The 24486-nt window shown below is 38.5% G+C and carries 25 protein-coding genes; 11 read left to right on the top strand and 14 right to left on the bottom strand.

The genetic code is table 11. The features are described from left to right. From rsmH to NYP54_RS11050, 4 genes are all read right to left on the bottom strand, one after another. Entirely contained in the window at positions 1-927 is a 927-nt protein-coding gene (gene rsmH, locus NYP54_RS11065; RefSeq protein ID WP_283156546.1) for a 16S rRNA (cytosine(1402)-N(4))-methyltransferase RsmH, read from the bottom strand. 14 nt (positions 928-941) lie between these two features. Beyond that, a complete protein-coding gene (gene lptB / locus NYP54_RS11060; RefSeq protein ID WP_117001598.1) occupies positions 942-1679 on the bottom strand; it encodes an LPS export ABC transporter ATP-binding protein in 738 nt (245 codons plus the stop codon). A 153-nt stretch (positions 1680-1832) separates the two neighbouring features. Next, entirely contained in the window at positions 1833-3053 is a 1221-nt protein-coding gene (locus NYP54_RS11055) for a restriction endonuclease subunit S (protein ID WP_283156545.1), read from the bottom strand. Further along, the gene (locus NYP54_RS11050) at positions 3050-5176 is read right to left on the bottom strand and encodes an N-6 DNA methylase (protein ID WP_283156544.1); all 2127 of its coding nucleotides are present in this window, start codon (positions 5174-5176) and stop codon (positions 3050-3052) included. The genes NYP54_RS11055 and NYP54_RS11050 overlap by 4 nt, the downstream gene beginning before the upstream one ends. A gap of 29 nt (positions 5177-5205) precedes the next feature. Between NYP54_RS11050 and NYP54_RS11045 the strand changes: the two genes are divergently transcribed. The 3 genes from NYP54_RS11045 (at position 5206) to NYP54_RS11035 (ending at position 7764) form a co-directional block, all read left to right on the top strand. After that, positions 5206-6615 carry an IS66 family transposase gene (locus tag NYP54_RS11045; protein WP_283155771.1) on the top strand — a complete coding sequence of 470 codons (1410 nt, stop codon included), beginning with the start codon at positions 5206-5208 and terminating at the stop codon, positions 6613-6615. 190 nt (positions 6616-6805) lie between these two features. Continuing rightward, positions 6806-7294, top strand: a complete 489-nt coding sequence (locus tag NYP54_RS11040; RefSeq protein WP_224728298.1) for a transposase — start codon at positions 6806-6808, stop codon at positions 7292-7294. Next, on the top strand, positions 7291-7764 hold the full coding sequence (locus NYP54_RS11035; RefSeq protein ID WP_283156281.1) for an IS1595 family transposase: 474 nt from the start codon (positions 7291-7293) through the stop codon (positions 7762-7764). Before NYP54_RS11040 ends, NYP54_RS11035 begins: the two co-directional genes overlap by 4 nt. A gap of 141 nt (positions 7765-7905) precedes the next feature. Here NYP54_RS11035 and tnpA read toward each other — a convergent pair whose 3' ends face one another. Further along, on the bottom strand, positions 7906-8337 hold the full coding sequence (tnpA, locus tag NYP54_RS11030) for an IS200/IS605 family transposase (RefSeq protein WP_283156543.1): 432 nt from the start codon (positions 8335-8337) through the stop codon (positions 7906-7908). A 360-nt stretch (positions 8338-8697) separates the two neighbouring features. Here tnpA and NYP54_RS11025 point away from each other — a divergent pair, with 360 nt between their 5' ends. Together NYP54_RS11025 and NYP54_RS11020 are read left to right on the top strand one after the other, a co-directional pair. After that, entirely contained in the window at positions 8698-8919 is a 222-nt protein-coding gene (locus NYP54_RS11025) for a helix-turn-helix transcriptional regulator (RefSeq protein ID WP_119329321.1), read from the top strand. Positions 8920-8921: 2 nt separating this feature from the next. Beyond that, positions 8922-10181, top strand: coding sequence for a type II toxin-antitoxin system HipA family toxin (locus NYP54_RS11020; RefSeq protein WP_283156542.1), 1260 nt, complete (start codon positions 8922-8924; stop codon positions 10179-10181). Here the strand turns inward: NYP54_RS11020 and NYP54_RS11015 are convergent. The 3 genes from NYP54_RS11015 to NYP54_RS11005 all read right to left on the bottom strand — a co-directional run bounded on the left by NYP54_RS11015 (position 10162) and on the right by NYP54_RS11005 (position 11206). Next, the gene (locus NYP54_RS11015) at positions 10162-10323 is read right to left on the bottom strand and encodes a hypothetical protein (RefSeq protein WP_283156541.1); all 162 of its coding nucleotides are present in this window, start codon (positions 10321-10323) and stop codon (positions 10162-10164) included. The genes NYP54_RS11020 and NYP54_RS11015 overlap by 20 nt on opposite strands. A gap of 68 nt (positions 10324-10391) precedes the next feature. Then, positions 10392-10796: a hypothetical protein gene (locus tag NYP54_RS11010; RefSeq protein ID WP_283156540.1), complete on the bottom strand. Its 405-nt coding sequence runs from the start codon at positions 10794-10796 to the stop codon at positions 10392-10394. A gap of 80 nt (positions 10797-10876) precedes the next feature. Next, a complete protein-coding gene (locus NYP54_RS11005; protein ID WP_283156539.1) occupies positions 10877-11206 on the bottom strand; it encodes a hypothetical protein in 330 nt (109 codons plus the stop codon). A 362-nt stretch (positions 11207-11568) separates the two neighbouring features. Between NYP54_RS11005 and mnmG the strand changes: the two genes are divergently transcribed. From mnmG to NYP54_RS10990, 3 genes are all read left to right on the top strand, one after another. Further along, positions 11569-13473, top strand: coding sequence for a tRNA uridine-5-carboxymethylaminomethyl(34) synthesis enzyme MnmG (mnmG, locus tag NYP54_RS11000; RefSeq protein ID WP_283157537.1), 1905 nt, complete (start codon positions 11569-11571; stop codon positions 13471-13473). A gap of 9 nt (positions 13474-13482) precedes the next feature. Next, positions 13483-13902, top strand: a complete 420-nt coding sequence (locus NYP54_RS10995) for a hypothetical protein (protein ID WP_283156538.1) — start codon at positions 13483-13485, stop codon at positions 13900-13902. Positions 13903-14139: 237 nt separating this feature from the next. Beyond that, on the top strand, positions 14140-14406 hold the full coding sequence (locus tag NYP54_RS10990; RefSeq protein WP_117001601.1) for an oxidative damage protection protein: 267 nt from the start codon (positions 14140-14142) through the stop codon (positions 14404-14406). A 12-nt stretch (positions 14407-14418) separates the two neighbouring features. Here the strand turns inward: NYP54_RS10990 and NYP54_RS10985 are convergent, their stop codons facing one another. Further along, complete coding sequence (locus NYP54_RS10985; RefSeq protein ID WP_263479618.1) at positions 14419-14553, bottom strand: hypothetical protein; 135 nt, start codon at positions 14551-14553, stop codon at positions 14419-14421. A gap of 233 nt (positions 14554-14786) precedes the next feature. Between NYP54_RS10985 and NYP54_RS10980 the strand changes: the two genes are divergently transcribed. The 3 genes from NYP54_RS10980 to fabG all read left to right on the top strand — a co-directional run bounded on the left by NYP54_RS10980 (position 14787) and on the right by fabG (position 17725). After that, positions 14787-15644, top strand: a complete 858-nt coding sequence (locus NYP54_RS10980; protein WP_170137170.1) for a universal stress protein — start codon at positions 14787-14789, stop codon at positions 15642-15644. A 187-nt stretch (positions 15645-15831) separates the two neighbouring features. Further along, a complete protein-coding gene (fabD, locus tag NYP54_RS10975; protein ID WP_283156537.1) occupies positions 15832-16767 on the top strand; it encodes an ACP S-malonyltransferase in 936 nt (311 codons plus the stop codon). Between the two features lie 217 nt (positions 16768-16984). Beyond that, entirely contained in the window at positions 16985-17725 is a 741-nt protein-coding gene (gene fabG / locus NYP54_RS10970; RefSeq protein WP_283156536.1) for a 3-oxoacyl-ACP reductase FabG, read from the top strand. Here the strand turns inward: fabG and NYP54_RS10965 are convergent, their stop codons facing one another. The 5 genes from NYP54_RS10965 to NYP54_RS10945 all read right to left on the bottom strand — a co-directional run bounded on the left by NYP54_RS10965 (position 17726) and on the right by NYP54_RS10945 (position 24432). Then, complete coding sequence (locus NYP54_RS10965; protein ID WP_283156535.1) at positions 17726-18898, bottom strand: UbiH/UbiF/VisC/COQ6 family ubiquinone biosynthesis hydroxylase; 1173 nt, start codon at positions 18896-18898, stop codon at positions 17726-17728. Next, complete coding sequence (locus tag NYP54_RS10960; RefSeq protein WP_283156534.1) at positions 18895-20160, bottom strand: FAD-dependent monooxygenase; 1266 nt, start codon at positions 20158-20160, stop codon at positions 18895-18897. Before NYP54_RS10960 ends, NYP54_RS10965 begins: the two co-directional genes overlap by 4 nt. 293 nt (positions 20161-20453) lie before the next feature. Continuing rightward, positions 20454-21854 carry a S41 family peptidase gene (locus NYP54_RS10955; RefSeq protein ID WP_283156533.1) on the bottom strand — a complete coding sequence of 467 codons (1401 nt, stop codon included), beginning with the start codon at positions 21852-21854 and terminating at the stop codon, positions 20454-20456. Between the two features lie 287 nt (positions 21855-22141). Next, entirely contained in the window at positions 22142-23728 is a 1587-nt protein-coding gene (locus NYP54_RS10950) for a HAMP domain-containing sensor histidine kinase (protein ID WP_283156532.1), read from the bottom strand. Further along, a complete protein-coding gene (locus NYP54_RS10945) occupies positions 23722-24432 on the bottom strand; it encodes a response regulator transcription factor (protein WP_283156531.1) in 711 nt (236 codons plus the stop codon). The genes NYP54_RS10950 and NYP54_RS10945 overlap by 7 nt, the downstream gene beginning before the upstream one ends. Positions 24433-24486 lie beyond the last annotated feature (54 nt).

Below are 24486 nucleotides of genomic sequence, written 5' to 3'. Positions count from 1 at the left end.
TCACAACCTCTCAACAGCACGCAATATCGCACTACGTGAGCGCACGTTTTCTTCAAGCTCTTTGCTAGAAGCTTTACCTTGCTTGACACACCACTTCGCTTTGGGCACAAACTCTTCCAAGATTGGCATACCTCGCGGCAATTTTTTATCCTCACCCTTGACCAATTTGGTCATAAACTGCTTCACAATTCTATCTTCTAATGAATGAAAACTAATCACGGCTAAATGCCCTGATGGTTTAAGCACTTCAAAAGCGTCATTCAATGTTGTGCTTACTTCATCAAGCTCCGCATTAACACAGATTCTAAGCGCCTGAAAACAACGTGTCGCAGGATGTTTTTTTTCCTTTTTACCAATTGTTTTCTCAATCAATGAGGCGAGCTTTAAAGTGCGATCAAGAATATCTCCTTTCGCAAGTGCCGCTTTTATCGCTTGAGCGATGCGCCAAGCATGCTTTTCCTCACCATATTCACGAAAAATATGGGCTAATTCTTCAGCATCATAATTTATCAGAATATCCTCTGCCGAAAGTCCTTTGGTTTGATCCATGCGCATATCTAGCGGACCATCTTTCATAAAGCTAAAGCCACGTTCTGCCACATCTAATTGCGGTGATGACACGCCTAAGTCCAACAGCACACCATCGACTTTGCCTGCAAATCCAAGCTCAGTTAACGCATGAGCCATGGTTGAAAATGGGGCATGCACAAGAATCAGTTTACCACTCTCAATCTCAGCTTTAAAATGCACTTTGGCATACTCTATTGCCTCAAGATCGCGATCAAATGCAATTAATTTACCAGTTGTTAAGCCTGCTAAAATTTGACGTGAATGTCCACCGCGACCGAATGTGCCATCAACATAGATACCATCCACCTTAATCGCAAGTGCGGCAATCGATTCATTAAGTAATACGGAATAGTGCATTAATTTGTTTCCATTTACATTCTAAATTGTTCACCAAGATAGACCTTACGCACCTGCTCATTACTTAAAATCTCACGTGGTTTGCCTGATGCAATCATCTTACCGGCATTAACAATATAAGCACGCTCACAAATATCCAAGGTTTCACGCACATTGTGATCGGTAATCAACACACCAATACCACGGTTTTTCAGGTGGGTAATAATCTTCTTGATATCAATTACTGAAATTGGATCAACACCAGCAAAGGGTTCATCCAACAAGATAAAGCGTGGCGACATCGCCAAAGCACGCGCAATCTCAACACGACGACGCTCACCACCGGATAAACTCATCCCTAGACTATTGCGAATATGTTGAATACTAAACTCATCTAACAATGATTCAAGTTCATCTTGGCGCTGCTCTTTGGAAAGCTCTTTTCTGGTTTCCAGAATCGCCATGATATTTTTCTCAACGCTTAACTTTCTAAAAACCGAAGCCTCTTGTGGCAAATAGCCAATACCCTGACGTGCACGCCAATGGATCGGTAACTTCGTAATATCCTGACCATCCAAAAAAACCGTACCACGATTTGGGCGCACCAACCCGACAATCATATAAAATGACGTTGTTTTACCCGCACCATTTGGCCCCAAAAGCCCGACAATTTCACCAGTATTGACCTCCATAGACACATCGACCACAACCCAACGCGAGCGATATGCTTTGCCCAAATGTGTTGCCACCAGCTTATGTTTTTGTTCTGTCATATTGCTTTCTTAACTTATGATGATTAGGTTATATGGGGTCACTTTAAAAAGAGATTATTTTAATAAGCCCACAATCTGCTAGACATCCTAATCATATAGGCTGTTATATTCAAGTTTTTTTACCAGCTTACGAGGAATCTGAACTGAATCAACTTAAACCTCAGAGGAGTCACAGACCTCTTTTGATTTTCGAAATGCAGTATGTCGTTGCTTAGCTAAAATGATTTCTTTATGTGCTGTTATTTTTCTATCTGTGTATAAAACAACATCTTTTATAACGAGCTTTTGAATTGCGGATATAAAAGTTTCCATAATTTCATAGTTTGGCTTGTTATTTTTTGTGGGCAACATTATTTGTTTATTTTTTACAACATTCCACCCGCCTAATTTATTTTTATATGAGTATATTGCTAAATCTGTAACTTGATTAATACAAGATACAGCAAATAAGTATTGATTACGAGATAACTTAACATCATCATAAATCCAACTAACAGTATAAGCATCAGATAGGACTGTAAAGTCTCTTGACTGATAGTAAGCTCTGTATACATCACTATTGGATGGTATTGAAATTACATTTTTTAGAATTGTTACATTATCTCTTGGAGCATAGTAATTTAACCCTTGATTTCTAAAACTCGAAGTGAGACAAGGTAAGGTATACTTACCTATTGGTTCTGCTGACAAATCACTTGCTTTAAAAGGTAGTTTAATTGTTTTTAATCTAAAAAATAAATCTTTCATTTTAAACAAGCCCCAATCAACTGTTCCACTCTCAAAATCATGCAAAGCCTGTTGCTCTTGTGATGTTAAAATATAATTTCTTAGCCCTGTAACTGACAAATAAGCTTCCAATTCAGATACTCTGTCAGCTTCCAATTCAGATACTCTGTCAGCTTCCAATTCAGATATGAAGTTCTCCATAAATTCAAAATCTATTTTACCATCTTTTATTGGCAGCTTAATGTTTAATTCATCAGCATCTTTAGCATAAAAATTTCTACCGTAGTGAAATTTATCAGTGTAGGATGATTTATTTATTGCCGCTGCTATGAAAATAGAAGCAGATTCTGAAAGATTATCAGTGTGTACAACCGCAACATGGTCATCAGCACCATATTTATAGCTCCGATATTTAGCGGAACCAAACATATCTATTGTCACAGTGTTTGCCGAAAAAATAGTAACATCATTACCTATAAATGCCGAAATACCTTCATTTGTCTCTCCAGCTGTTACAAATGGTAGTTGGCCAGATATTCTATCCGCACTTTTTAGACGCTTGCCACGAGTAGATTTCCCAAATAGCCTCTCAAGGTTAAATTCACCCCACTCAGTATTTTTCAATTTTTCACTGAGCAGGGAACTCACTTTCCCAACTCATCACCACAATCATTTTTATTTTTCAGCAAACTACTAACTTCCCATGCCAAATAATCACTCACAGTTTTTTTGAAATCTTCTAATGTTGGCTTAGTATCTATTGGCGCACTCTGATTCCAGTCAGCGCCATTTTTTGGATCAATAAATCCCTCATAATACTCTTTTTCTGTAAATATATTTAATTGACGCTTACCAAAGCGAACTAAATTTACTACTTCTTCGTACCTTTCTTTAGCTTGATTAGTGTCTTTTAAATTGTTACTCGCTTTTTTCCTATTGCTTCGAGTGTATCCATCATTAGAAAAATCAACAAATTTAACAGTTTCCTCTTTATGGTGTGGCTCACCAACCTTAAAAACATATATATTGGTTTGCACACTAGATTTACCAATGAAAATGTCTATTGGCATTTTAATACTGGCTAATAGCGTATTTTTTTGCAATATTTTTTTATTGTAATCCTTAGCTTTCCCAGACCCTGCTGAGTTTTGAATAATAATGGCAGCATAACCCCTTGTCATCATTCCAAGTGCTTTCTCAACAAAGTTCATCCCATTACCATTAGCTGAATATGGAGGATTAAGAACAAAAGCATCTGCTGGGAAAGCGTTATCTTTTTGTTTAAAACCATAATTACCATTAAAGTCTTTTAGTGAGTCTTGATTCAAAATATTTGAACTTCCGTCACCCATTAAAATCATATTTAACACTGCCAGCATATATACACTTGAAAGAAGCTCTAAACCAAGTAATTGTTCTGCTTTTATTTTTAATTCTTTTTCTTTCAGCTCAGTTGAAGAGGTAATTGTGTTTTTAGCATCATTTAACATTTCATTCATAGCAGCAACCAAAAGCCCTGCTGAACCTGTCGCAAAATCCCATACATAAGAATCTTTATTCACACGTGCTAATTTAACTAAAAGATTAGCAACGTAAGATGGTGTCAGAACAACATCATTTAGTTTATCCTGCGAGAACCCCAACCAACCATACATTTCATTAAAAAGCTTACCTGTAAAATCAGTAGTTAAACCAATTTTATAATAAATACCTAAATCATCTACAATTTTACAGAAAACTCTTTTAAGCTGACTTTCTTTCTTACCATCCTTATTCTTTTCCGCCTTATTAATATTATCAGTAGTTAGAGTGTTTTCTAATGTCCTTAAAATTAAGTTCATCTTATCTTCTGGTATTTTTTTATGGCTTAAAAATGCTTTTATTTTTCTTAGAATAATATCACCATCCGTGTTCCCGATTTCTGAGGAAGACGTTAAGTCAGATTTTTCAAGAGGTGTCACCTCACCTGACACTCCAAGCGTTGCAATAATTGAAGAAGCGACAAGATAAACACGGTCATTCTCACCTAATCCCTTTTCATTTTGGTATATGTCGTTATTAAGCCTAACTAAAGCTACATCGATTTCTTTCTCTCGCTGCTCTTTTAACCTATTTATATCATCTTGCGATAAATTTAATGTCTTAATTTTCTCTATAAACGCATCAAAATTATCAGGTGATAAAAATGAAAAATCTGAGAAATTCCCAACCTTCTGACCCACCCCAAGATTGCTCTTTGAAACATAATAAACACCAATTTCATGCCTAATATTACCAGAGTCATCTTTATAACCAGTCATCCCAATAGCAATAATATCTGTATAGGAAGTATAATGTAATAAAGCATTCGAATAATGTATTGCACCATTAACTGCATAAGAATTAATGTTTTTTAGATTTGCTTCATTTTTAGAGTTTCTATTTTCAACTTCACCATAAGCATTAAGCTTTTCTAGCTTGGTTTTATAGCCTTTGTACTCAATCAATACAGGAAATTGTTTTAAGAACTTATCTTCCAACAAAAGCTTTGCATCAGGGCGGTTTCCACCTTTACCACCACTCTTTGTATGATAATCATTGAGCGCTTTGTCTATCTCAGTAGTTAACTCTTCTTGTTCTAATCTATAATCTAAATTATATTTTTTAAGCCACCCATTGCCTAATTCTGCAATTTTTGGTTCTATTGATTTTGCCATATTTGTAACTACCCAGCAGGTTAGATTTTGATAAACAGTAATTTTTGGCAATTTTTCCAGATTTGATGTTTTCATTTGCAAATAAATATGGCGTAATTTGATCGATGGATATGAAACTAGAAAAAATGATTCAAGAGCTATTGGCTAGAATCGACACGCTTGAGCGTGAAAATGCTCGATTAAAAGAGGAGATTGAGCAACTTAAGAAGCGGCTTTCCAAGAATAGTCGTAACAGCTCAAAACCGCCTTCAAGCGATGGTTTGTCACGTCCTAACAAAAATAACAGTGTCAGCGAAAAAGGTAAACTTAAATCCAAGGCTACCAAGAAGAAATCAGGTGGTCAAAAAGATCATAATGGTAGCAATCTTTGGCAAGCTAAACCAGATGAAGTCGTGACTAAATCTGTAACGAGTTGCGATCATTGCCAGAGCGATTTAAGTGACACAAAAGCACAAGGCTATGTAAGACGCCAGTTACATGATCTACCTGAAATGCCAAAGCTTAAGGTGATTGAATATTGTCATGAGAAAAAGTGTTGTCCGAACTGTCAGAAATATACGACGGCAAGTTTTCCAGAAGGTATTAATGCGCCAGTGCAGTATGGTAATAAGCTAAAAAGCTATACAACGTATTTGCAAAATCAACACTTTATTCCTGAGCAACGCATTCAGCAGTTGTTAGAAGATTTATTTGGTGTTAGTGTGGCAAAAGCCAGTATTGCAGAGTTTAGTCAAACATGTGCTGATCAATTGATTGAATTCGAGCAAATGGTTCTTGATCAGCTTAAAAATGCTCCAGTTAAACATTTAGATGAAACTGGTTATCGCATATGCTCAAAAACCCAATGGTTACATGTTTGCTCAAATGCTAACTATACTTATTATCACGTGAGTCCTAAGCGTAAATCTCTACTGACTGGTCTAACAGGTATCGTGGTTCATGATCATTGGAAATCCTATTTTACCCTTGAAGGTATAAGTCATGCATTATGCAATGCTCATCACTTGCGTGAGTTAAGATCTTTAGCTGAAGATGGCGAAATTTGGGCAAAACGTATGATGAGATTACTGAGGAAAAGCTGTCATTTGGTGAATATATCTGATCAATCAGTACTATTGCCTAATAAGCAAGTTTTAATCAGCAAAATTTATGATCGGATTGTAGCGGATGGTCTTAAATACCATGAAATTTTGATGCCTTTAGGAAGCACTGGTAAACGAGGTAGAAAAAAGCGACGAACGGGGCACAACTTATTATTACGATTGCGTGATTACAAGAATGACGTGCTTAGATTTATCTATGATTCAGAAGTGCCTTTTACTAATAACCAGGCTGAGAATGACTTGCGTATGATGAAGGTAAAACAAAAGGTATCAGGCTGCTTTCGTAGTGAAACTGGCGCTCAAAAGTTTGTGCGTATTCGCACATTATTATCAACTGCACGCAAACAGGGTTGGAAGATTATTGATACCATTGCGGATGTCTTTAATGGCAAAGTTCCACAGTTCAATTAACAAGCTGCTGGGTAGTTACCCATATTTAATAATCTATGAAATTCAGTTGCGTAATTATAACCTATAAAATTTCTCGCACAATCGACTAGCAGTATTAAATCAGGCTCTATTTGTGTTTCAGGGAGTTAAATAAAGTGTTGTGCAATAGTGATAAATCCTGTAGTTTTATGACGTTTTTATGTGATTAGATATGGCAATGATTAATATTCAACACTTAATAGATGAGCAGCAGTGCTATGAAACAGTGCGTAAATTGCGCTGGTCAAATGGAGTAACTTGTCCGCATTGTATGGCGTCGGCAGACAAAATCATCAAGCGAGGAGCCTCAAGTAAAGCAGAGTTTTGCCAACGTTACCATTGCAAACAATGCGATAAAGATTTTGACGACTTAACACATACGATTTTCACCAATCGGCACCAACCTTTGAAGACATGGATTCTATGCCTTTATTTCATGGGGCTAAACCTCTCAAATGCGCAGATTGCAAAGGAGTTGGAGCTGAATGAGACTGACGTGTACACCATGACTATGCAATTACGCGAAGGTGTCGAGCAAAGACGAGAACCTACCGTATTATCAGGTGAGGTCGAGTGCGATGAAGTGTATGTGGTTGCAGGGCATAAGGGTAATCCAACAGCGGTTAAAAAAAAGGGCGTAAGGCAAGGCGTAATCGATTGAAAGGAGCTCGAGGACGAGGCACTTTGGAAAAAGAAAAGCCGCCAGTATTTGGTATGATTCAACGTGGAGGAGATGTTGTGGTGCAAATGCTACCTGATGTTAAACAGAAGACGATAAAACCCTATATTGAATCTTGCATACAGCCAGGCAGTACCGTCTATACGGATGAGTATGTCATTTACGCCAATTTGACGCAATTAGGCTATAAGCATAAAACAGTGAATCATGGTTCTGGGGAATATGCACGCGATGAGGATGGTGATGGGTTTTATGAAGTCCACGTTAATACTCAGGAGGGTTGTTGGTCGCTATTAAGATCATGGTTAAGACCACATCGAGGGATTTCTCAAGAAAAGCTACCAAAGTATTTGGCATTTTTTGAGTTTGTTCATAATGCAAAGAAGCGAGGAAAAGCATTAATTTTCTCGTTGTTAGAAAACGTCCTTTGTAAAAAACTAACGATGCAATAAGTATGAATTATAATCTCCTTACAACACAAATAGAGCCTTAAATCACATGAAACAAGTCAAGTTAAATTACCACCGGCAGAGCTGGGGGCTTATTTTTGTTAGCCCCTCTAAGGGACTGATAAAGATGAAGCGCTCAAAGCGCTATAGACCAAGTGTCAGTTGCTCATAGTGTTCATCCTCTTTTTCTTGGTTTCGGATGTACTGCTTTACAACTTCCTCATCCAAACCAACTGTTGATACAAAATAGCCTCGTGCCCAAAAATTCTCGCCCGTAAAATTCCTCTTTTTGCCCATATACTGTCTTGCTATTTGAATAGCACTTTTGCCCTTCATAAAACCAACAACATTAGAAACTGAATATTTTGGCGGAATACTTAAACACATATGCACATGATCACGCATCAAATGACCCTCCACTATTTCAACACCTTTCATTTGAGCTAACTCATGCAGTAGTTTGCCCAAATATTTTCTTAATGACCCATAAATAACCTTCTTGCGTCGCTTCGGAATGAATACAATATGGTACTTGCAATCCCATTTCGTATGCGACAAACTTTTGTAGTCTCTCATTGGTTCTTTTTCCTTTTGTCTGTTGATCCAAACAAAAGGATATTACGACCGCCTCAACGGTCAAACCTTTGAGAGTCACCCCAGCATAGCTGGGGGTTTACCATATTTAATTAAGAGTTACCCAAATGATCAAGCAATTTTGCCCTAGCAAGCTGAACTGATCTAACCCGCTTCTTGGGGTTGGCAATATCGACCTTTCCCCGAGCGAAGTCACAGGAGGTATCAAAATTCATGGCTTCGACTAATACTCAGCCAACGCTTAGAGTATCTATAAAACATTCCCGCTAGGGAAAATATTGACAACACATATCAAGCTTGCCTAAAATTATGCCTGATCGGGAATAAAAGGGCACTTGATAAATGAGAGTTAATATAATCAACACCCAAGATATTGGTGATATTATTCGCAAAGCACGGAAAGCACAAAAGTTTACTCAATCAGATCTTTCAGGTATTAGCGGTGTTGGCATCCGCTTTATTAGTGACATTGAAAATGGTAAAGAAACTGCAGAAATTGGCAAGGTCATCCACCTGCTTGGAGCCATTGGCATTGCACTAGATCTGCATTGTGAGTGGATGTGACTATGGCAGTTGAAACCTTAACCGTTTACTTCAATAGCATCTGTATTGGAACCATCTCTTTAAGTGATGGAAAATTGAGCTTCAGCTATTTACCAGCATATACTTCTGACAATAACAATCCTCCTTTGTCAATGTCACTACCGTTACAAAATGAAGCATTTGGTCATGAGCTTACCTTGGCTTATTTCTCTGGCTTACTTCCTGATGAGCCGTTACGATCTCGCTTAGCTAAGCACTTACATATTTCACCTAAGAATACTTTTGCATTACTCAAGGCTATCGGTGGAGAGTGTGCTGGTTCTGTATCATTCTACCCCCCTGAAACAGACTCAGAGTATCAATACAAAATTCTTAATGATCATGATGCCAATGATATTCTAAAGACACTACACAAACACCCCCTTCTAGCGGGTGATGACGGCATCAAACTATCTCAGGCAGGAGCACAGGATAAGCTTGTTATTGCTTTTGCCAATAACAAGCTAGCTATACCGCTTGAAAACGCTCCCTCCAGTCACATTATTAAGCCAGCAATCCACGGATTAACCGACACTGTTTTCAATGAGCTATTTTGCATGAAACTTGCTAAATCCTGCGGATTAAATGTTGCAAACGCTGATATTTTATGGCTTGAGAACACGCCTTACTATATTGTTGAGCGCTATGACCGAGTGATTGTAAAAGGACAAATTCAGCGTCTACATCAAGAGGATTTTTGTCAGGCTTTACATATTCCGCCAGAAATCAAATATGAGAACGAAGGCGGTCCCTCATTGATTGATTGTTTTAAACTGCTTGATATACAAATTAAAAAAGGGAAAATGCGCACACAAGACAAGATTGAACTATTTAAAACGGTTGTTTTTAATTTCCTTATTGGCAATGGTGATGCGCATGGCAAAAACTTCTCCATTTTATATCATCAAAGCGGCATGATACTGGCGCCGCGTTATGATTTGTTGAGTACGACAATTTACGACAAATCACTCAAGGTAAAAATGGCAATGAAAATTGCCAGTAAATATAAATTTCAGGAAGTTTACTTAAGACACTTTCTGCAATTAGCAGAAGCGATTGGTTTTAAACAAGTATTTACGCTATCAAACATCCTAGAACCAATGCTTAATACGATTGTAGATAAGGCGATTGTGTTAGCAGATAAACTGAATGATGACAAACATTATCAATCCAATGTATATCAAGATATTATTGCCACGATTCAAAAGCATCAGCAAAGACTACTTAAACTTTCTCAATCGTAATCTCAGCTGATAATGCTGTTTTAATCCAGCTGCCTTGATTCGGTAGCCCTAAGGTTTTTACCCAAGTATTGCTAGTTGGGTTATATACCGCAAAACCATTGCCATTATTACTATCACCATTAAAGTGCAAAATATTATTCATGAACTGACACAAAAATTACGTATTTTAGATAAAGGACAGCTTGAAAATGTCGCTCAGATCATTATGACCTATGAATAATCTGTAATAAATCCACCAAAACGCTGTAAACAAAATGCATAGATTACATCATAGATATCGAGCAAATTATTACATGATGCATAAATAGCATTCAAACTTTCCACCATATCAACCACATTAAAGCCATATTCATGCGCAACACTATTTCTGATTTTCCTTAATCGCAACCAATTATCCGTCTCTAACAACTCTAACGCCTCTAAGCGGTTTAAGATGTCAATAAATGATTTGCGCTTAATATCCTCTGCTAGAAGGCTAAGTATCGTTGGGAATAGTTTTTCCCCCATCACATCCTGTAATTTAGAAAAACGAAATAAGAATTGATCAATATGCTCAATTTCCTCATCTTGAAATTGTTCATAATTTTCTGCATCAAAGGGAAGCCTATGTTTCATATTGTTATACGCATAGTCTATTCTTTTTTTATGTTGATTACATTCATATAAAATTTTGACCAGCTTATCCTCTAAAGGTGTCATAACTCTATCCCCTCTTTTAACGCCACATTATCTATTAATCGTTTATCAGCGCCAGTTTTTGCAAGCACAACATCAATTTTTTGCTCACCAATGGCTTTTTCTAATGCCACCAGTAACTCAATTTTTTTGTTAAACCCATTGACGATTACCTCATCTTTTTTAGGTAAAAGATATAGATCTATATCCCCTCCACGCTTCGAGCAATCCGTGCGACTACCAAATAAAAACACTCGCATATCATCACCAAACACCTGATGAACGCATGATTTTATGATTGATATATTTTCTTTGCTTAAACGCATAACATCAACTCTTAATGAGCACATAAATCAGTGCTGCAATTACTTGCCATATTTTTCATACAGATCTTAACTCTCAGTCAAATCATTACTGCCGCTTAGTGTAACAAATAAGTGCACTGCTAGAAACAGCGCAATATCATAAGGTTGCTAAATACCTACGCCCCTTTCAATGCGTAAGTCTCAAATAACTTAAAAGTGGGAAAATCATCACACACAAAGGCTTAAGGACACAACTCAAAGTTCATAGACATACCCTTGTTTTTTTTATATGATGCGCATCAGTAAAGTTAGTAAAATTAATGAAATTTTGCAGCCTAATTAATCGGTTTTAAATAAACTAAAGTAGTTGTAATAACCATAAATTAACAAGTAGATCTATTATTATGATGTTTTATCCTCAAGACTTTGATGTTATCGTTGTTGGCGGTGGTCATGCTGGAACAGAAGCCGCAGCGGCAGCTGCACGTATGGGTGCCAACACCCTACTCTTAACGCACAATATCGACACTTTGGGACAGATGTCTTGTAATCCTGCTATAGGCGGCATTGGCAAAGGTCACTTGGTTAAAGAAATTGATGCCCTAGGCGGCATTATGGCAAAAGCGATTGATAAGGCAGGTATTCAATTTCGCACACTTAATGCCAGAAAAGGACCTGCGGTACGCGCGACACGCGCACAAGCTGATCGCACACTTTACAAAATCGCTGTACGCCACGCACTAGAGAATCAAGAAAACTTATCGATTTTCCAACAAGGGGTTGATGACCTGTTGATCGAAAATGATCGCGTCACTGGTGTTGTCACGCAAATGGGACTAAGCTTTCGTGCCAAAACAGTTGTTTTAACAGTTGGGACGTTTCTTGCCGGCAAAATTCATATCGGCTTTAATAATTACCAAGGTGGGCGTGCCGGTGATCAGCCAGCTAATGCCTTAGCACAGAAACTGCGTGCACTTCCTTTTGATGTCGCGCGTTTAAAAACAGGTACACCACCGCGTATTGACAAGCGTACGGTTAACTTCGCGGCAATGGGTGTCCAACCTGGTGATGACCCGACACCTTGTTTTTCATTTTTCACTGAAGCACATGAGCATCCACTGCAAGTACCATGTCACATCACCTACACCAATCTTAAAACCCATGAGATTATTCTTAAAAACCTTGATCGCTCAGCGATGTATGGTGGCATGATCGATGGCATTGGACCACGTTATTGCCCATCCATTGAGGATAAAATCGTGCGCTTTGCTGATAAAGATCGCCATCAGATTTTTGTTGAACCCGAAGGCTTGGATAGTATTGAACTTTATCCTAATGGCATGTCGACTTCTTTGCCATTTGATGTGCAACTGCAGTTTATTCGCAGTATCGAAGGTTTTGAAAATGCCTATATCACGCGTCCTGGTTATGCGATTGAATATGATTTCTTTGATCCGCGTGGTTTATATCCAAGCTTGGAAACCAAGCACGTTGGGAATCTCTTCTTTGCTGGACAAATCAATGGCACAACCGGCTATGAAGAAGCCGGTGCTCAGGGTCTTATTGCCGGATTAAATGCAGCATTAAAAGCACAAGATAAACCGACTTGGTCACCTAAGCGTAATGAAGCGTATATCGGTGTACTCATCGATGATTTAATCACCAAGGGGACACAAGAGCCTTATCGTATGTTTACTTCACGCGCCGAATATCGATTGATTTTAAGAGAAGATAATGCCGATGCACGTCTATGCCCAAAGGCTATTGAGCTAGGATTATTAAACAATAAAGACAAAGAGGCATATCTTGCTAAGGCAGCATTGATATCAAATGAAACCTCACGTTTAAAATCCACATGGGTTTCACCCAAAAGTGTTAAAGCCGATAAGTTAGAGTCATTGCTTGGTAAAGCCATGAGTAAAGAAAGTAATCTATTTGACTTATTAAAGCGCCCTGAAGTTGATTATCAAAGCCTTGCCAATATCGCAGAGCTTGGTGAATTTATCGATCACACACAAGCCATTGAGCAAATTGAAATCTCTGCCAAATATGCAGGATATATCGAGCGTCAGAACGAAGAAATTCTTGCCAACCAAACCCTTGAAAATGCGCAAATCCCTCAAGATTTTGACTATAGCAAGGTTTCAGGGCTTTCTAATGAGGTCCGCCAAAAGCTTATGACACAGCGTCCATCAAGCTTGGGCGAGGCCTCACGCATCCAAGGGGTTACACCTGCAGCTATTTCCTTATTGACTATTTATATGAAGAAGTTAGGCTTTCTCAAGAAACAAAATAATATCAATGACCAATAGGAGCCGTTGATGAGACTAAACAAAACATCTCCTTTACTTAAAACATTGCTTTTTAGCGTATTAAGCCTTGTGATGAGCGCATGCGCGACCACTGCAAAATATCGTGCAATTTTAGATCAATGGCATGGTCAAACAATTGATAATTTTGTGCAGATGTGGGGATATCCGAATAAAACATTGAAGCTTGATAATAACCAAACCGCTTATGTCTATAGTGATCGCCAAATCGTAAGCACACCAATCACACAGATGCCAACAAACATTACCACCGTGCAAAATGGCAATAACACGACGGTAATCTCAACACCTGGCACGATTGTAGGTGGTCAGACTTATTCATTATCTTGTACAACGTGGATTGTCTTTGACAACAAAACAAGAAAAATTGTTAACACCACATTTCGCGGTAATAACTGCGTTTCTTATTAACTAGAATTACAAGCTGTAGAAAAATTATAATATTTTTAAACACCCCGTCAGCCTACGGCTGCCACCCCTCTTGAAAAGAGGGGAATTGGGCGAAGGTTGATTTTTTTATATTCCCCTCTTTTCAAGAGGGGTGCCAAGCTTGCGAGGCGGGGTGTTGAAATAAGATAAAGTGCATAACTTTAATATTAAGTGCGCAACTTGAACTAAATATAAACTAAACAAGAAAAGAGATAAACCATGACTGATATTTTTTGTGAAAAACTGAAACAACAAGGCACTGCCATGCAGTACGCGCCAATCCCAGGAGAGCTTGGGCAGCGCATTTTCAAATCGATCTCGCAAGAAGCTTGGAGCAAATGGCTTGATCATCAAACGATTTTAATCAATGAATATCGCCTTAATCTATTAGAGCCTGAAGCTAAAAAATTCTTAATGACTGAAATGGAAAAATTCTTATTTGGCGAAGGTTCTGAAAAGCCGGATGCTTTCTCTACTCCTGAATAGTTATCTTCTTCATCACACAAAGTCACTCTGAAAAACAACACGCTCAATATACTTTTGTTGCAACAGCGCCTCAGTCTTAAGTGATGCCAAAGCCAAAACACCAGCAATACTCACCATCGCAATCACTAAAGCCATTACTGTTTTCATTATTTACTCTCATTGATCATTTTCACTACAGGCATTCTAGCGTGTACCATTTCTAAACAAAAATCATATAAACTTATACCTCCATTAACAAAACGAATAACCGTAAACCTGCTAGCGGTTCGCCAAAAGCACGCAAAATACAAAGCAAAAAATTCTGTAAAATGGCTTGTGATGGGTATAAACTAGGTTCAAGGAACATTTACCCATGGTTAACATTTATAAGGGAGCTCACCATGACATACAAAAAAGCACTTGTTGCCGTCAATATTTATGAAGACACAGAACACGTTATCGCATCAGCTAAAGCGATTGCTCACAAGCTAAAACTTAAGCTTGATGTCATGACGGTTATTGATAATGCCGCTGAATTTGTGCCTGCGGCAATGGATTTTCAAAAAAGCTTACAAGAGAATGCCAAGCAAAAATTAAAAGAGATCAAGCCACAATTTGATGGCATTAATGCCGAGTTTCATATTGCTCAAGGCAATCCAAACTATGAAATCACACATTATGCTGAAGCCCATGATTGTGATCTTATTATCATCGGCTCACATGCACGTCATGGCTTAAACCTGCTATTAGGTTCTACAGCCAATAGTGTCTTGCATAAAGCCAAATGTGATGTCCTAACCGTACGTATTCGTGAGAACAACCCCAATCAAGTCATGAATTATGGCAAGATTCTACTGGCTACCGATCTTGAAGATGACAGCGCCCAAGTTGCGAGTCTTGCAAAAGAGATCGCACATACTTTTGACTCATCGGTTTCAACGATTTGTGTTCAAGGCGATCCAACGGTTGTTACCGGTATTTATGGCATCGTACCTGAAGTACAATCGCAACTTACCGAAGATATGCAGCAAAAACTTAATGATTGGTCAAACAAATATCAATTTAAAGGTCACCGTTATCTCCAAGCAGGCAGTGCTGCAGATGAGATTACTGAAACGGCTAACTCACACGGCTATGGTCTTATCGTCATTGGTAGTCATCAGCGCGGCGCCTTTGGTCGCTTTTTCCTAGGATCAACTGCCAATGCGGTACTTCACCACGCCAAACAGGATGTGCTTGTAACCAAGCTTAAAGCATAATCCCCAAAAAATTCTTCAATCTCTGTAATAATTTACCTTAATCAATAACAAACCTTTTGAAGATTGGCGCAAAATTCACTAGGATAGTGCCATCTTTAAAACCCCATATCTATCGCTAATTATTTGCTGCTATTTATAAGCAAATAATTAGCGATGATTACAGTATTAAGAAATTAGGAATATTGATATGACGAAAACAGCCATCGTTTTTCCAGGACAAGGCTCACAAAAGCTTGGGATGTTAGATGATTATTACGCACGTTTTAATGAGGTTAAACAAACCTTTACTGAAGCCAATGATGCTTTAGGTTTTGATCTTTGGCAGATCACTCAAGAAAATGAAGATAAGCTTAACCAAACAGAATATACACAACCCGCGTTACTAGCTGCAAGCATTGCCATTTGGCGCGTGCTTAATAATCACAGTAATATCACCCCTGAAATACTTGCAGGACACAGCCTTGGTGAGTATTCGGCACTTTGCGCCGCAGGTAGCATTGATTTTGCTGATGCGCTACGTTTGGTGCGTTTACGCGGGCAACTGATGCAATCTGCTATTACCGATAAAGCATGCGCCATGAGTGCTATTTTGGCATTAAGCAATGAAGAAGTGATCAAGTGCTGTGATGCAGCAAGATCAGCAGGTATTGTTGAACCTGCTAATTTTAACTCACACGGGCAAGTTGTGATCTCAGGCGAGTTAAAAGCCGTTGAGAAAGCCAATGAAATTGCCAAAGAAATGGGGGCAAAACGCGCGCAACTCTTACCTGTTAGCGTGCCATCGCATTGCTCATTAATGAAAGAGGCAGCTGATAAATTTGCCACGGCTTTAGATAAAATCACGATCAAAGTGCCAGCCATTAAAGTGATTCACAACTATGACATCCAATCACATACTGACATCAATGAGATTAAAACAGCGTTGGTTAAACAGCTTTACTCGCCTGTCAAATGGACGCAAACCATTGAAAAGATGGCTGAGCTTGGTATTACTAACGTTATCGAATGCGGTGCGAATAAGGTATTAACAGGTCTAAATAAGCGCATTGTTAAAGAGCTTAACTATCAAGATACCGCAAGTGTTGAAACGATGGATAAACTGCTTGAGCAAGTTAAAGCATAGAAAGAAGTTGGAGTTATACACCATTAGAAAAAAGCCCTAATTTTAAAACACCCCGTCAGCCTTCGGCTGACACCCCTCTTGAAAAGAGGGGAATTGATAGGTGTCTTTTGTAATATTCCCCTCTTTTCAAGAGGGGTGCTTGAGCTTGCGAGGCGGGGTGTTAAAATAATAAATTGCGTAATTTTAATGAGTAATATATAGATATAAAGGATAGAAAATGAATTTTGAGAATAAAGTAGTTTTTGTAACGGGTGCAAGCCGTGGAATTGGTGCCGCTATTGCTAAAGATTTCGTTGAAAAAGGTGCAACCGTCATTGGTACGGCCACCTCTGAAGCAGGGGCTGAGAAAATCACTCAAACATTACAAAGCTATGGCAAAGGGCATGGCATTAAGCTTAATGTGACTGAAGCACAAAGTATCGAAGCAGCTTTCACTTGGATGAAAGATAACACAGGCTATCCTGATGTTATCGTTAACAATGCAGGCATCACTAAAGATAATCTAATGATGCGTTTAAGCGAAGAAGACTGGCTAAGTGTTATTCACACCAACTTAGATTCTGTTTTTAATATTTCTAAAGCAGCGATTCGTCATATGATGAAAAAGCGCTGGGGTCGCATCATTACAATTGGTTCAGTGGTTGGCACATCTGGTAACCCAGGGCAAGCAAACTACTGTGCAAGTAAAGCCGGTGTTATTGGTTTTTCTAAGTCATTAGCACAAGAAATTGCCTCACGCAATATCACCGTTAATGTGGTTGCACCTGGCTTTATCCAAACAGATATGACCGATAAATTAACGGATGAGCAAAAGCAAGCCATTATCACACAGGTGCCGGCACAAACCTTGGGACAACCCGAGGATATCGCCCATGCGGTTACTTTCTTAGCATCTGAAGGTGCACGTTACATCACCGGACAAACAATACATGTCAATGGCGGCATGTATATGGCATAATCAGCCACCTGCAGCTTGCTCGATAAAAAATCGTTTTAATATCTTACTATTATTTACTGCATTAACACCTAATGCTCTTAAAGGCTTAATTAGCGGGTGATCATTACAAAAAAGCTGTTTTAGCCCTTGCATTGTATGAATCATCAACTGATTATCAAATTGGCGTTTACGCGCATATTTTGCCAAGGTACTAACATCTGCAATATTGCGCCGCAGCTGCTTTGCTTCAGTTAATACCTCAATCAACGCGTGCACATCGGCAAAGCCTAAGTTAATGCCTTGTCCTGCTAACGGATGAATCGTGTGCGCAGCATCGGCAATCAATACCACACCGTATTTATAGTAATTATCAACATGGCGTTCAATCAATTCAAAGCTCATGCGCTTACTCTGTAATTGCAGCTCACCTAATTTGCCTTCTGCAGTCATGCTGAGATATTCATTAAAGGTCTTATCATCCATTTCGTTAAACTTTGTAAGCTCATCACTGGCGACTGAAAAAACAATAGAACATAAATAAGGATCACAAAGCGGCAAAAGTGCTAACACACCATTCTTCAAAAAGCGCTGATAAGCAATATCTTGATGCGGCTTTATCGCTTTAACATTGGCAACGATAGCATGTTGCTGATAGGGTTTAACGCTGCAGTCAAAGTTATATTGCTGACGAATAAACGAATTAGCGCCATCTGCACCAACAATCAATGTTGCCTTAAGCTCTTTGCCATGATCAAGTGTTATCGCAGTATGTGACGTATGCGACGTCAACGTTGTAATTTTTGAATGCTCAAAAATAGCAACATCTCGCTTTTTGAGTGCTTGATATAATTGCGCAACGATTAAATCATTCTCAACAATTGCCCCAAGACTCTGTAGCGAACACTCCTCGGCTTTTAGGCTTAATTGCGCACTTGAATTTTGATCCCAAACCTCCATGGCAACATAAGGGTTTATTCGCATATTGACAATGTCACGCCAAACACCAAGCTCGTTTAATAAACCTTGGGAGGCGGCATTAATTGCACTGACGCGTTTTGGTGCTGTCGCCTCATCAAACGACTTCACAATATGTCCTACTTCAACCACAGCAACTTTAAAGCCGTTTTGCACTAAGCCTAAACTTAAAGACAAACCTGCCATGCCACCACCGACAATTATTACATCATATTTCATAAGATACTTTTTCCATGCTTTGAGCGCATTAAGCTTGAGCCGTGATTATATTTACCCATCATTAATTTGCTAAAAGATTTCTTCAAATGCTGATCACGCTCCAAGCAATGAAGGGCAAACCCTCTGACAAGTTTAACCGGTAGCGCATCTTGGCTAAAGACATTAATCATAGAGTGTGTCAATAGCGCTGTGCGCTTATGATCAAACACTCTAGTTTCTTGATATTTCGCTAACATATTGGCAATATTTTGTGTTGTAAATGCGGGATCATCACTGGCAAGTAAATCATAGACTATACCAATATCACGAATGCTGAGATTTAACCCTTGCCCTGAAATCGGATGCAAGAAATGCGAGGCATTGCCAAATAATAATACATTTTTGTGATAAAGCGTTTGCGCGCGAATCAGTGACAACGGAAAACTTTTAAGCTCGCTTACATCAACAAAGCGCCCTAAGCGATAGCCAACAAGGCGCTGGATTTCTTTTAAAATAGTTGGTTTTGATTGAGCCTTCCAGTAGTCAACTTTATCGTGATCAACACTCCACACGCACGCCATTTGTCGATCATCGGCAGGTAAGAGTGCCAATACGCCATTATTAATAAAACGTTCATAAGCAACATTGTTATGAGCTCTTTGCAGGTCAAGATCAAATACTAGCGCACTTTGCTGATAGTCATGTTTGTGCGCCGAAATACCCGCTTTTTCACGTAGTTTAGACTCTGCACCATCCGCGGCAATAATTAAATCTGCCGTTATTTCGTAAGCATTGCCATCTTTTTCAATCACTAAACTAAAACACTCGTCCTGCTCCAACAAATCAAGCACCTGACAGTCTTGATAGAGTGTTATATGATTTTCATCCATAAGCTCTTGATATAACGCTGGCAATAAGTGCTTCATCTTAACAACAATACCCAAAAATGCTAAGCCCTCATCTTTGGCATACAGATTGGTTTGAGCATATTGCCCCTTATCCGATACATGCACTTGCTTGATATATTCAACATCGTCTTTGATCTTCTGCCAAATACCTAAAGTATTTAGCACACAAACCGAGCTATACGACAAGGCGATCGATCTGTTGTCACTTTTACTTAACTCAGTATTGGCGAGTTTTTCAATGAGTGTGATCTGCTTATCTTGCTTTGCTAGGCTCAATGCCATCAACATGCCAACAGCACCACCACCAACGATCACGATGTCGTGATGAATGTTATCTAGATTGTTCTTTTTATTCTTTTTATTATCTTCTGTCATTTTCAATAACAATTATGTATATGCCCTTATTAATTGGCGGTACGCACTATTTCTATATCAACACCCCGCCTCGCAAGCTTGGCACCCCTCTTGCAAAGAGGGGAATATAAAATCATCGTTGCCTAATTCCCCTCTTTTCAAGAGGGGTGGCAGCCGTAGGCTGACGGGGTGTTTATAAAGTGCGTAACTTTAGTTGTTAACTGAAGATAGTTTAACGATAGTTGTTGGACTTTAGAATGGCTGATCGACATTATTTATTCTTAATTCATTTGAATTCTTTTAGATTTTTTGATTTATGCATTCGCTAGTGCATTATTTGGCGGCATTTTATTCATCGCATTTAGGACTTTCAATATACTAATGGCTTGCGCTAGCTGCTTATCTTTATGCAATAGACTTTGCGCATTTTTATAGTCTTTCTTATAGTTTGCCAATGCTTCTTTTGTTGCTTTATCCTTTTGAATATCATTATTTGAGACAATCGCATGCTCGAAACTACTTTCATCAAAGACCAAATCTAGATTATCGCTATCGTTTTTATCCCCTTTGGTATTATCTACTAATAAATCAATTTCTTCTTCCTCAATAATGACATCAGGAATAACCCCTCTTGATTGAATTGCGATACCATTAGGGGTGTAATATCGTGCCGTTGTCAACTTCACCGCATTAGTTTCTGAAATAGGGATAACTGTTTGTACAGATCCCTTACCAAATGTTTTAACCCCCACAATCACCGCCCTTTGGTGATCTTGCAACGCTCCTGCAACAATTTCCGACGCTGACGCTGAGCCCATATTCACCAGAACAACCATAGGTAGACCATGGGTATAATCATCACTCACGGCATAACTTGTAATCGACTCCAATGGATTACGTGATTTGGTAAAAACAATCTTTTTAGGATTTGCAGGTGTCACTTGCAAAAAAGTATCACTGACTGCTACAGCCGCATCCAACAGTCCACCAGGATTATTGCGTAAATCCAATACATAGCCTTTTAAATGTGCATTTTCCTTAACCAGTTTATCAATATTTTTCTTCAACTCCTCAGCAGTATTGCCTTGAAATTGGCTAATTCGTAAATAACCATAGTCTTCTGCGATAATCTCAGATTTAACCGAGTCTAGTTTGATATTTTCACGTATTAATGACAATTTAATCGGCTTAGGGGCTTTAGGTCGCAACAAGGTGATTGAAACTTCAGTTCCGGGTTGTCCACGCATTTTCTTCACTGCCTCATCCAAGGTTAAACCGGCAACACTGACATCGTTGATTTTAATAATATAATCCCCCGCCTTGACGCCCGCGCGCTGTGCTGGCGTGTCATCAATCGGTGAGATGACCTTGATGCGCTCATTTTCAGCACTAACATGCATACCAAGACCAGCAAACTCGCCATGCACTGACATTTGCAAATCTTCAAAATCATCATCATCTAAAAATCGTGAATGCGGATCCAACGACTGCAACATGCCATCAATAGCCCCTTCAAGAATTTCCTCATCACTTAACTCATCAACATAAGCCTGTTTTACTAAACCAATGCTACGTGATAACTTATCAATGTGTTTTTGTGTGTCTGGACTTTGTCCAACTTGATTGACTTGTTTTACCTGATCACCTTGCGAAAATACTGGCATACAAAGAAAACCAAACAGTGATATATAAAGTGTCAAATTTATTTTTTTCATAGCCTGTACCTCTACTTTAGCTGATAAGAAGACATCCGTTTACTTCGGTTCCTTTTCATTCTTAAGTGTAGAAAGTATTTATATATTTTCAAATAAAGATTGAAATTGGCATGATCACTTTGGGCTAAGACTAAATATTCACCCACAAGTGCTCACCGTATCCTGAGCGTAAGTCGAAGCGATGCACTGAGCATCAGTCGAAGTGGGTAATCACACTTCATAGAGGCTTCGACTTACGCTCAGCCAACGCTTACACAATCAAAGTGATCAGGAATATAGTCATAGCCTCACTTTGCTATGGGTAATCTGATTTCAAATGTTACTGCGTGAGGGATATTACTAAGCGCAATACGACCATGATGCGCTTCAATAATACGCCAGACAATTGCCAAACCCAAGCCACTACTTTGCTTTGACTCAGGTGTAAATGGCTGATTTAAGGCGCTTTCAATATCAAAAGCAAATCCTTGACCATTATCGGTAATTTTAATCACTGCATCGTCATCAGACATAGCAACGGATACATCGATCACATCGCCTCCGTATTTATACGCATTGATCAAAAGGTTATTTAATACTTTGTGCATAGCAGACTTATCTAACAAAACCGTTATATTTGAAGACTCAGAGCTAAAATGCCATATCTTGCTTATATAACTATTGCTATATGCCACAACGATTTCCTCGACGAATAAAGACAGTGGTATCTTCTCTAGGTTTAATGGTAATTTCACATAGCTATACTTGGAGTAATCAAGCTGTTGATTCACTAAATGATCGATTTGCATAATGTCTTCTTTGATCGACAAGATATGCTTTGCTCTTTCCTCATCGCTTTTAGCATTCTCTAATAGTCTTAGCGTAAAATGCACCTGAGCAAGAGGGGTTTTAACTTCATGCGCAACCATATTGGCAAAAACCGTTTGTTTTTTTATTAAAGATTGTATGCTTTCACCCATTCCCTTAAGTGTCTGATAGACTGACCATAGTACAGACTTAGTGGATAATCGAATATCGCTATCAAAGTCATTCTTGCCATAGCTTTGTGCCAGAGATTTTAATTTAATCAAATCTCGATAAAGTGGGTAAGCAATAATAAGTGTCAAAAACACCAATAAAATCGCATCAATAATCACTGCATAAACGTGCGGGTGCAGCTTAATCCAGTTATCTCGATAAGGACCAATAATAATTACTTTATTGGGATTTGGTGATAGAAACTGAATATATCCTTCTACGCCATGAAAAGGCTCCGTTGGGAAATATCCCCATTTTTTAATATCTTGCTGTTCTTTATCGGTATAATTTGACAAGTCTCTCACCACCACGCCAACTTGATATTGTTTTTTAATATATTCAATCACTTTATTCCACTGACCTTCTGGCGTATTTTTAAATCTGCTATAGGCCAACTGGTGAATCCATGCATTATTTTTCTGATACTCTATGATCTCGGGTGCGCGTTTTTCTAATGCAAAAAACAAATCACTATTAAGCACGCGCTGATAAATCATGCTTGGCTTAAACATATCAAAACTATCTGTATAGTCATGGTTATTATAATCAAACAACATTTCACCTGAGTACAATGCTTTTTTTTGTCCTTGTATATCCTCTGGTAGTTGATCAAAGTGGCGTAAATACAGTGGTCGTGTGTATTGGCTTTTTAGTTTATCAATGATTTCTGCCCATTGATTTTGAGGCACTTTTTGAAACTCAGCCTCCAATGCTCTAAAGACACCTGCTGCATTCATCTGTGCATTTTGTTGATTGATTCTAAAGCCAACATAGGTACTTGATGCAACCACAAAAATGGTCATCACAACCATCACAGACAGATATACCAATAATTGCCGCAAAATAAATTTCAACATAATCTCTCTACTCCCCATGCATCCGTGCAGAAAATATAACCTTTACCCCAAACAGTCTTTATCTTACTAGGGTTTTTAGCATCATCCTCCACATACTGACGCAACCTTGACACCATCACATCAATAAAACGATCCACACCGTCATACTCAACGCCTTTTAGCATTAAATAAAGATGCTCTCTCTTTAAGAGCTTATTCGGGTTTAGAACAAAAATTTTGATCAACTCGAACTCCTTAGCACTTAAGTCCAACTGCTTATTTGCATAACTCACTGTGTAGTTATTTAAATCAACCTCGAGCATTCCAAAGACAATTTTTGTAGCAGTTTCATATGAGTTGAAAGTAGTCTCCAAAATTTTATTAACACGCATCAGTAAAACCTCTGGCAATACAGGCTTCTTAAGATAATCATCCGCACCGAGTTGTAATCCTTTTAACTCATCGCCAGGGTCTGTATGACAAGTTAAAAACAAAATCACGCCTTGATATTCTACGCGTAATAGCTGACACACCTCATAACCTGACAAATCAGGCATTTCAACATCCAAAATAATCAAATCAGGCGCAAAGCTTTTAGCAAAAAAAATCCCATCCTCGCCATTATATGCCGAGCGGACAGTAAAACCGTTATCCGCTAGGAAATGTGTGATCAGCTCATTAAGCTTGACATTATCATCAATGACTAATATTTTTCTGACTTGCATTTTTCTGCTCTTTTTATATTTCAGACACATCAAATAATAGTCAGACATTGGTGT

Source organism: Cysteiniphilum sp. QT6929, assembly GCF_030035755.1.
In the GTDB taxonomy this organism is placed as follows: domain Bacteria; phylum Pseudomonadota; class Gammaproteobacteria; order Francisellales; family Francisellaceae; genus Caedibacter; species Caedibacter litoralis.
This window is presented reverse-complemented; position numbering and strand designations above follow the sequence as displayed.

Excerpts from the sequence above, each read along its gene's own strand:
- rsmH (WP_283156546.1), bottom strand. The coding sequence starts at position 927 with ATGCACTATTCCGTATTACTTAATGAATCGATTGCCGCACTTGCGATT.
- lptB (WP_117001598.1), bottom strand. The coding sequence starts at position 1,679 with ATGACAGAACAAAAACATAAGCTGGTGGCAACACATTTGGGCAAAGCA.
- NYP54_RS11050 (WP_283156544.1), bottom strand. The coding sequence starts at position 5,176 with ATGAAAACATCAAATCTGGAAAAATTGCCAAAAATTACTGTTTATCAA.
- NYP54_RS11045 (WP_283155771.1), top strand. The coding sequence starts at position 5,206 with ATGGATATGAAACTAGAAAAAATGATTCAAGAGCTATTGGCTAGAATC.
- NYP54_RS11040 (WP_224728298.1), top strand. The coding sequence starts at position 6,806 with ATGGCAATGATTAATATTCAACACTTAATAGATGAGCAGCAGTGCTAT.
- tnpA (WP_283156543.1), bottom strand. The coding sequence starts at position 8,337 with ATGAGAGACTACAAAAGTTTGTCGCATACGAAATGGGATTGCAAGTAC.
- NYP54_RS11025 (WP_119329321.1), top strand. The coding sequence starts at position 8,698 with ATGAGAGTTAATATAATCAACACCCAAGATATTGGTGATATTATTCGC.
- NYP54_RS11020 (WP_283156542.1), top strand. The coding sequence starts at position 8,922 with ATGGCAGTTGAAACCTTAACCGTTTACTTCAATAGCATCTGTATTGGA.
- NYP54_RS11015 (WP_283156541.1), bottom strand. The coding sequence starts at position 10,323 with ATGAATAATATTTTGCACTTTAATGGTGATAGTAATAATGGCAATGGT.
- NYP54_RS11010 (WP_283156540.1), bottom strand. The coding sequence starts at position 10,796 with ATGAAACATAGGCTTCCCTTTGATGCAGAAAATTATGAACAATTTCAA.
- NYP54_RS11005 (WP_283156539.1), bottom strand. The coding sequence starts at position 11,206 with ATGTGCTCATTAAGAGTTGATGTTATGCGTTTAAGCAAAGAAAATATA.
- mnmG (WP_283157537.1), top strand. The coding sequence starts at position 11,569 with ATGTTTTATCCTCAAGACTTTGATGTTATCGTTGTTGGCGGTGGTCAT.
- NYP54_RS10995 (WP_283156538.1), top strand. The coding sequence starts at position 13,483 with ATGAGACTAAACAAAACATCTCCTTTACTTAAAACATTGCTTTTTAGC.
- NYP54_RS10990 (WP_117001601.1), top strand. The coding sequence starts at position 14,140 with ATGACTGATATTTTTTGTGAAAAACTGAAACAACAAGGCACTGCCATG.
- NYP54_RS10985 (WP_263479618.1), bottom strand. The coding sequence starts at position 14,553 with ATGAAAACAGTAATGGCTTTAGTGATTGCGATGGTGAGTATTGCTGGT.
- NYP54_RS10980 (WP_170137170.1), top strand. The coding sequence starts at position 14,787 with ATGACATACAAAAAAGCACTTGTTGCCGTCAATATTTATGAAGACACA.
- fabD (WP_283156537.1), top strand. The coding sequence starts at position 15,832 with ATGACGAAAACAGCCATCGTTTTTCCAGGACAAGGCTCACAAAAGCTT.
- fabG (WP_283156536.1), top strand. The coding sequence starts at position 16,985 with ATGAATTTTGAGAATAAAGTAGTTTTTGTAACGGGTGCAAGCCGTGGA.
- NYP54_RS10965 (WP_283156535.1), bottom strand. The coding sequence starts at position 18,898 with ATGAAATATGATGTAATAATTGTCGGTGGTGGCATGGCAGGTTTGTCT.
- NYP54_RS10960 (WP_283156534.1), bottom strand. The coding sequence starts at position 20,160 with ATGACAGAAGATAATAAAAAGAATAAAAAGAACAATCTAGATAACATT.
- NYP54_RS10955 (WP_283156533.1), bottom strand. The coding sequence starts at position 21,854 with ATGAAAAAAATAAATTTGACACTTTATATATCACTGTTTGGTTTTCTT.
- NYP54_RS10950 (WP_283156532.1), bottom strand. The coding sequence starts at position 23,728 with ATGTTGAAATTTATTTTGCGGCAATTATTGGTATATCTGTCTGTGATG.
- NYP54_RS10945 (WP_283156531.1), bottom strand. The coding sequence starts at position 24,432 with ATGCAAGTCAGAAAAATATTAGTCATTGATGATAATGTCAAGCTTAAT.